The sequence below is a fragment of the Nostoc sp. CHAB 5715 genome, assembly GCF_020829685.1.
Taxonomy (GTDB): Bacteria; Cyanobacteriota; Cyanobacteriia; order Cyanobacteriales; family Nostocaceae; genus Nostoc.
Genome location: NZ_JAIVFR010000300.1, coordinates 1 through 7,479, shown reverse-complemented (window position 1 = coordinate 7,479; position 7,479 = coordinate 1). Strand labels below are relative to the sequence as shown.

The 7,479-nt window shown below is 40.1% G+C and carries 4 protein-coding genes and 1 pseudogene; 3 read left to right on the top strand and 2 right to left on the bottom strand.

The genetic code is table 11. The features are described from left to right. Nucleotides 1-584: pseudogene (locus LC574_RS17680) on the bottom strand (carboxylate-amine ligase); the annotation flags it as partial. Between the two features lie 700 nt (nt 585-1,284). Between LC574_RS17680 and LC574_RS17675 the strand changes: the two are divergent. Then, entirely contained in the window at nt 1,285-2,148 is an 864-nt protein-coding gene (locus tag LC574_RS17675) for an SDR family oxidoreductase (protein WP_229454711.1), read from the top strand. A 311-nt stretch (nt 2,149-2,459) separates the two neighbouring features. Further along, entirely contained in the window at nt 2,460-2,717 is a 258-nt protein-coding gene (locus LC574_RS17670; protein ID WP_229454710.1) for a hypothetical protein, read from the top strand. Between the two features lie 116 nt (nt 2,718-2,833). Here LC574_RS17670 and mgtE read toward each other — a convergent pair whose 3' ends face one another. Further along, nucleotides 2,834-4,234 carry a magnesium transporter gene (gene mgtE, locus LC574_RS17665; protein WP_229454709.1) on the bottom strand — a complete coding sequence of 467 codons (1,401 nt, stop codon included), beginning with the start codon at nt 4,232-4,234 and terminating at the stop codon, nt 2,834-2,836. A 1,208-nt stretch (nt 4,235-5,442) separates the two neighbouring features. Here mgtE and LC574_RS17660 point away from each other — a divergent pair. Beyond that, nucleotides 5,443-7,479, top strand: a 2,037-nt coding sequence (locus LC574_RS17660) for a Calx-beta domain-containing protein (RefSeq protein WP_229454708.1), incomplete at its 3' end; no start/stop codon positions are given.

The window sequence follows — 7,479 nt, the reverse complement described above, 5'->3', positions numbered from 1 at the left end:
GGTACTCCACTTTCTTTGAAGATTTGCCGACTGCCACTTTTTGTCCCCCAAATCTGTAAATCTGGTGCGGCAGCATACAGAGGTACACCCAATTTTACAGACAATTCGCCTTCCCATTGCGAAGAGTTGTAGCAAATCATAAATGATTTATCTAGCCTCAAAGCTTGATGAATCCGCTTTAGCAGGCGGGGGCGTTCTAAAATCTTTTGACTCAGAGGCTTAAGGGAGGAATCGTAAGTAGAAAGTAGCAGCAAACGGTTGCGAGCATGAGAAAAGGGAATTCCTGGCAACAGTTGCAAGTAATAATCAATGATACTAGGATGCAACGGTACTGATGTTACATAAACCAGCCGAGTCCGGGGATTCTGCAAGCGAATTAAAGAAAATAGTAATCTTTCTTCATAATGTTCGCAGCCTTCGATCTTTTGGAGTTCGCGCTGGTCGAGACTCAGGGAGGGAATAATTAAAATATCCGCTTCATTATTGTCAAATGACTCGCTTGTTTTCCAGCGATCGCTCAGGGTTAATTGTAAGTGGTGAAACTTTTCAACCTGCTCTAACTCAGAAATATTTAGTATTGCCATAACCCCTGCCCTCTAATAATCTCAATGTAGCGCACCACGCAGGCTTTTGGGCTATTATACAAACTAGTCGTCAGATACTTGTGCAAGGAATTTAGTCTGCACGAAGGCAACTATGCAGATATCAGTCTAAATAAATATTAACATTAACAAAAATCGATGGTATTGAAGTAAGTATTTTTGCAATCACGAAGTGAGAAAGTAGAAATCTTGATTTTCATTTAGCGAAAATGGCTTAATTATTGAGGCACAATAAATTGATATTGATTATAGACTAATTCAGTAATTCTAATTTATTTTACGTCTTAAGGTTGAGCAAATTTCAGCTTGTTTTACCTCTATGGAGTGATAAAGTACAGCAACATAATAGTTAATTTAAAAGCAGATGATAAGGATAAATCCTTTATCGCATGAGAGTTGTATACTTGTTTTTCGTGGTCAGGTGTGAGGAGAAATAATGTAACCCGCGTACAATTGCCAGTCATAAGTACGTTTGGTAAGCATCAAGGGTATAAACGCCTAAAGTTGCAAATGGCTAGTGGGAGCCAAAGCAAAAAATAAACCTTGGGTTGAATTTTCGATCCAAGGTTTAATTTTGAAATGCCAACTAGTACCGCAAGGCGGAAGTCAAAAGTCAAGAGACTGGAGAAGGCTTTTCTGAAGATCCAATTACATTCAATATTAAATTAGCGAGACAAAACCTATGGCTGAATCAAAAGAGCAAAAATTACAACCGCCACAGCAGCAAGAAACACCAGGTGTTGAATCAGAAATGACGCCAAAACCCAAGTCAGATGATGCCCAATATCGGGGTAGTGGCAAGTTACAAGATAAAGTAGCATTGATTACGGGTGCAGATAGTGGTATTGGTCGTGCTGTAGCGATCGCATTTGCTAAAGAAGGTGCAGATGTGGCGATTCTTTACCTGAATGAACACGACGATGCCAAAGAAACAAAACAATTGGTAGAAAAACAAGGGCGTCGTGCAGTAACAATTGCAGGCGATATTGGCGATGAAACTTTTTGTCAGCAAGCTATCCAACAAACAGTTGGTGAGTTTGGCAAACTCGATATTCTCATCAACAACGCCGCCGAACAACATCCGAAAGAAAGTATCGAAGAAATCACCAAAGAACAACTAGAGCGAACTTTCCGCACTAATATATTCTCGATGTTTTTTCTGACTAAGGCTGCACTCAAGCATTTACAAGCAGGCAGTTCTATCGTCAATACCACATCGGTAACAGCTTATAAAGGTAATCCACAGTTACTAGATTATTCCTCTACAAAAGGTGCGATCGTTGCTTTTACTCGCTCCTTATCAAAAAATTTAGTATCCAAAGGAATTCGTGTTAATGCTGTCGCGCCAGGGCCAATTTGGACACCTTTAATTCCCTCAACTTTTCCCGAAGAGAAAGTTGAAACTTTTGGTAAACAAGTACCAATGCAACGAGCCGGACAACCAGAAGAAGTTGCTCCTAGCTACGTATATTTAGCCTCTGATGATGCTTCTTATGTCTCTGGACAAGTGTTACATGTCAATGGTGGAGATGTTGTGAATGGTTAAGTGAAAAATTTAGTCATTGGTCATTAGTCACTTGTACTGAGCGTAGTCGAAGTATTGGTCATTGATACAGAGTTTTTGGTACTTGCCTCGCCCCTTGTGGGCGTGGTATGTCTTAGACAAATGACAAATGACAAATGACAAATGACAAATGACAAATGACAAATGACAAATGACAAATGACAAATGACAAATGACAAATGACAAATGACAAATGAATCTACCCTGATGGTCTTCCATTGGAGGGATGAGTAAATGTGGGAATATTGATAGTGTATCTAGCAGCAAACATTTAAGAAATAATAAGTACGTCTATGGCATCTCCTACACCACTGCATGGCACGGAACTAGTAGATTGTGCTAGAGCAAATGCCAAGCAAGGAATTGAAACTGCTGCTTATCAATGTGGCTATGGTCAAGACCTCAACAAATTTGCACAAGAACTAAGACAAGCTTGTGAAGAAATGAATTTACAAGTAAAAGAACTTAGTGGATTGATTACTGAGCAGGACTTGATCCTGCAATTGGGTACTGGCGAAATTGTTGCTCCAGATACGGAATCAGAATTGTAAAAGTTAAGTTAGTCATTTGTCCTTTGTCCTTTGTCATTTGTAGTGTGTTATTCACTAATGACCAATGACTAATGACCAATGACCAATAACCAATAACCAATGACCAATGACTCTTTTCATAAGTTTAAAATTACCCGTGCCAAATTGAAGTAAATCAAAACGCCCACGACATCAACTGCTGTAGTAATGAATGGTGCTGACATTAATGCCGGATCTAAACGGAGATAGCGAAATAGAAACGGCAGTGCTGAACCGGAGATAGAGGCTAAAAGAGAAATAGCTACTAGACTACTGCCAACAGCGATCGCTACTTCTAATCGTCCTTGCAGAAAATAAGCCCAGATAGTAGCGATCGTACCTAACATTCCTCCCAATAATGCCCCTGCAATCGCCTCCCGGGCAATTACCTGCAATGCACCAAGCGATCGGATTTCATCGGTATTCATCCCGCGAATCACCACTGTGGAAGACTGAGCACCTACGTTACCACCAGTACCAGTCAACAAGGGGATAAATGCTGTCAATGTCACTACTTTTGCCAATATATCCTCTTGCGACTTAATAATTGTTCCTGTAATGGTATTAGTTATAAGTAAAACCAACAACCATACAACCCGCTTTCGAGCAATTTCCAGTAAATTCATCTGAAAATAGTTGTCGCCCCCCGACTGCACACCACCACCCAAGGCGTAGATATCTTCGGTGGTTTCCTGTTGCAGAATATCAATCACATCATCCACGGTGACAATACCTACTAGACGCTGTTCTCGATCCACCACAGGCACAGCCAGAAAGTCATATCTTTGGATTAATCTGGCAACTTCTTCTTGGTCTGTATCAGTGTGGACAAACACCACATCACGCGTCATAATTTCGCCAATAATTTGCTCAGGCTGAGAAGTCACCAACTCCCGCAACGATACAATCCCCGTTAAGCGCCTTTCTGCATCCATGACATAAAGATAATAAATCATCTCACTAGCATTAGCTAAGTTGCGAATTCGCTCTAGGGCTTGAGATACTGTAAAGTTTTCTTTCAGCGAGATTAACTCTAGCGTCATGATTCGCCCAGCAGTATCAGCTTCATAACCCAATAGTTGGGCTGTAGCTTGGCGTTCTGCTGGACTCAGTTGTTCTAGCAGACGATTCACGACTTTTGCAGGTAATTCATCAAATAATCTAGCTCGGTCATCCGGCGACATTTGATCGACAATATCGCGGACTTCCTGGCTTTTAAGTTCCTCAATTAACCTTTCTTGAACACTGTAGTCGAGATATTCATAAACCTCGATAGCCTCATCCTTAGAAAGCAAGCGAAAAGCCAAAGCGTGCATCGCTTCTGGCAAACCCTCAATCGCCTCGGCAATATCCGCAGGCTGCACAGGTACGAGAATAGCTTTTGCTCCCTGCAAGTCTCCTGTTTCAAGGAGCATTTGCAGCTGAGTCCGCACTAAGTCTCGCAATTCCTTGCGTGAGACATTCTGGATGGTAGAGTTTAAATTGTTTGTCTCAGTCAAAGTCCACTTTCCTCAGCCAGTTTGAACAAGGTTGCTGCCCTTAGTCTAGGGGAAAGTGGGAATGTGCAGCGTTAAACTTGTGATTTTCTGACTTTAAATAAATTGAAAACTTTTGTAAATAAATAAATAATCAGGGTTTCAGATGCTGATAATTCCTTACGTTCAGCGCACCCCGTAGGCGATCGTGCCATGCAAAGCGTCTTGTCGAGAAGTTGTCGCGTAACTATTCGCTGGATAGTTCACCGACAATAGGTTTACTCGAAAAGTACGATAATCTCTTAATTCCAGCAGATTGTGTTCCCTAGCTTAAATACATGACTGGTGAGGCTTTTGCAAAACTTTTCGCTTCGCTTACTTGCTTGTTAATACTATGCTCTGTTGAACCTTTTAACAAAGATATGAATTGACACTCAAGATGAAGCATAGATAAATAATACTTTTTCAAATCTTTAAATATTAAAAATCTTTTTTATCCAATTTTCATGCAATTAATAACTATGTAAATAAAAACATCAAGTTCATCCTTTATATTAGTAATTTTTATTTAAAACTCATCAAAAATTTGATATTCCTTTACAAAAGATATATCAATGTGAATATTTAAACAAAGTTCCATAAAGAAGATAGACATAACACCTGAACTATTGTCAAATAGTAAATTAATTGATTCCATAAAAATACTTAAATAATAATATGTAAAGATATTAGTTTAGCTACTTAAAATATATCTGCTTTTAAAAAAGATAAAGCAAGGTATATAACTTCATACTGTTTTCTTTTAAGGTTGATACAAATAAACAGCATAGATAGCAGGGCTATTTCATTCTCATCTAGCCCGCCTCAGAATGAATTCTGAGTCTAATAGCCAAAGTCGTCTAAAGGCGACTGAGAAAAGGTTATAGTCCGTTTTTACGAACTTTAGCTATCAAAGAGTAACTTTAGTTTTGGGCGGTTTATGTCTAGAACCAAATAGTCATAGCATAGATAATAGTAAAGCAAATTAGCAAAAGAGTAGACATAAAAAAGTTGTATGAGCAATTAAATTAAATAACATCAACAAACATTGGTAATCAGCTAATTATTCTTTTTTGTTAATATATTGACAACTAAAAGTGTTACATATTTTCTGAAAAAGATTCAATAGAAAACTGATTCTAGAACATTGATTATGGAATTACTTTTAGTACTATTGTGAGGCATATATCTCAATGACTGATTCACAAAATCAACAGTTGTCAACATCTCTAAGTCCAATAAGTCCTCAATCACCTCTACAAAGCATTGATCGTGTGCTATCTCAAGGAGATGGACTCAAAGCAGAGTACTACGACAACATCGACTTCACTAACTTGAAGCAAACTCGCACAGATTCAACAGTCAACTTTAACTGGGGTCGTAATTCTCCAGATCCATCCATCGGTGCAGATACCTTCTCAGTGCGTTGGACAGGTCAGGTAGAAGCCAAATACAGCGAGAATTACAACTTCTACACCAGTAGTGATGATGGTGTGCGACTGTGGGTCAATAATCAACTACTCATCAATAAGTTTGTCGATCAATCTGCCAAAGAATACAGTGGCGCGATCGCACTGGTTGCAGGTCAAAAGTACGATATTAAACTTGAGTACTACGAAAATACACGCGATGCCGTTTCTCGACTGTCTTGGTCAAGTTCCTCTCAGACCAAAGAAATCATTCCTCAGTCACAACTATATTCACCAGCTATTCAGACCGCTATCACATTAGGATCATCTTCCATGACAGTCAACGAAGGCGCTGGTAGTGTTACCATAACTTTGTTGAGAACTGGTGATTTAAGCAGCACATCTTCAATCAAGTATGCAACCATAGCTGGTACTGCCACAGCAGGATTTGACTACGGAAGTGAAGGCACCGAAAGCGCTGGAACACTTATTTTTGCGGCAGGACAAAGCAGCAGACATATATCCATTCCGGTCAATGACAATTCTTTACTAGAAACAGATGAAACCTTTAGTTTTGTCATCGATCAGGCAGAGGGGGCTACACTAGGACTCCAAAGAACTATCGGAATTACGATTCAAGATAACGATCGCTCTAGCCTCCATTTCACTCAGCCAGTAATTAATGAGGATGACGGTACTGCTACGGTGACAGTTACACGGGGTAATACTTCGGGGGCTGCTAGCCTGGACTACACAACTGACGATGGGACTGCTAAAGCTGGATCTGACTACCACGCTTCATCTGGAACCTTGTCCTTTGCAGCAGGACAAGCCAGCAAGACCATTTCTATCGTCCTTAAAAATGACACCGTTGAGGAGGTAAATGAAACATTTACTTTGAAGTTTAGCAACGCAGTTGGAGTGCAACTAAATACTCAACAGACAACTATCAGTATTATTGATGATGACATTGGTAACTTTGCTTTAGAGACAGTAGCTTCTGGTTTGAATCAACCCACAGCTTTCGACTGGACATCTGATGGTAAGCGCATGTTCATTGCCCAAAAAAATGGGGTAGTGCGAGTCTTGAACAACGGCACTTTATTATCAACACCATTTATCGATATTTCAGGACAAGTCAATGATACACGCGATCGCGGTCTTTTAGGCATTGCCGTACATCCAGATTTTGGCAAAGCCACAAACCCCAAAAACTTCGTTTACCTCTTGTATACCTACGATCCACCAGAAACCAATCCAAACAACCCTAAAAACAACCCCAATAGCACATTAGACAATCCCGATCGCAATGGAAATCGGACTGCACGGCTAATTAGGATAGAAGCTGACCCCAACACTAATTACACTACTGCTATTGCTGGCAGTGAAGTTGTGCTACTGGGTACTAATGGCACTTGGGAGAATATTAGCCACCCAGATAGAAATAGTACAAATGTCTCACTTGGCTTGGCACCATCAGGAATTCTCAACAAACATACTGGTAAGCCGTTTACCAGCTTAGAGGATTATCTCAATAATCTCGATAAAGTCCAAAATGTCCAAAATTTTATAGCCACCGATAGTGAATCTCACTCAGTTGGTTCTGTGCGCTTTGGCACAGATGGTTCTCTGTTTGTGAGCTTAGGAGATGGCACTTCCTACAATGGGATAGATCCGCGAGGAATTCGCGTCCAGGATGTCAATAATCTGTCCGGCAAGATGCTGCGGATTGATGCGATTACTGGTCAAGGCTTATCAAGTAATCCTTTTTACAACGGTGATCCTGATAGCAATAGTTCCAAAGTTTATAACTTAGGTTTG

What these genes read in the sequence shown, in the direction of transcription:
- LC574_RS17675 (WP_229454711.1), top strand. Translation starts at nt 1,285, where the DNA reads ATGGCTGAATCAAAAGAGCAAAAATTACAACCGCCACAGCAGCAAGAA.
- LC574_RS17670 (WP_229454710.1), top strand. Translation starts at nt 2,460, where the DNA reads ATGGCATCTCCTACACCACTGCATGGCACGGAACTAGTAGATTGTGCT.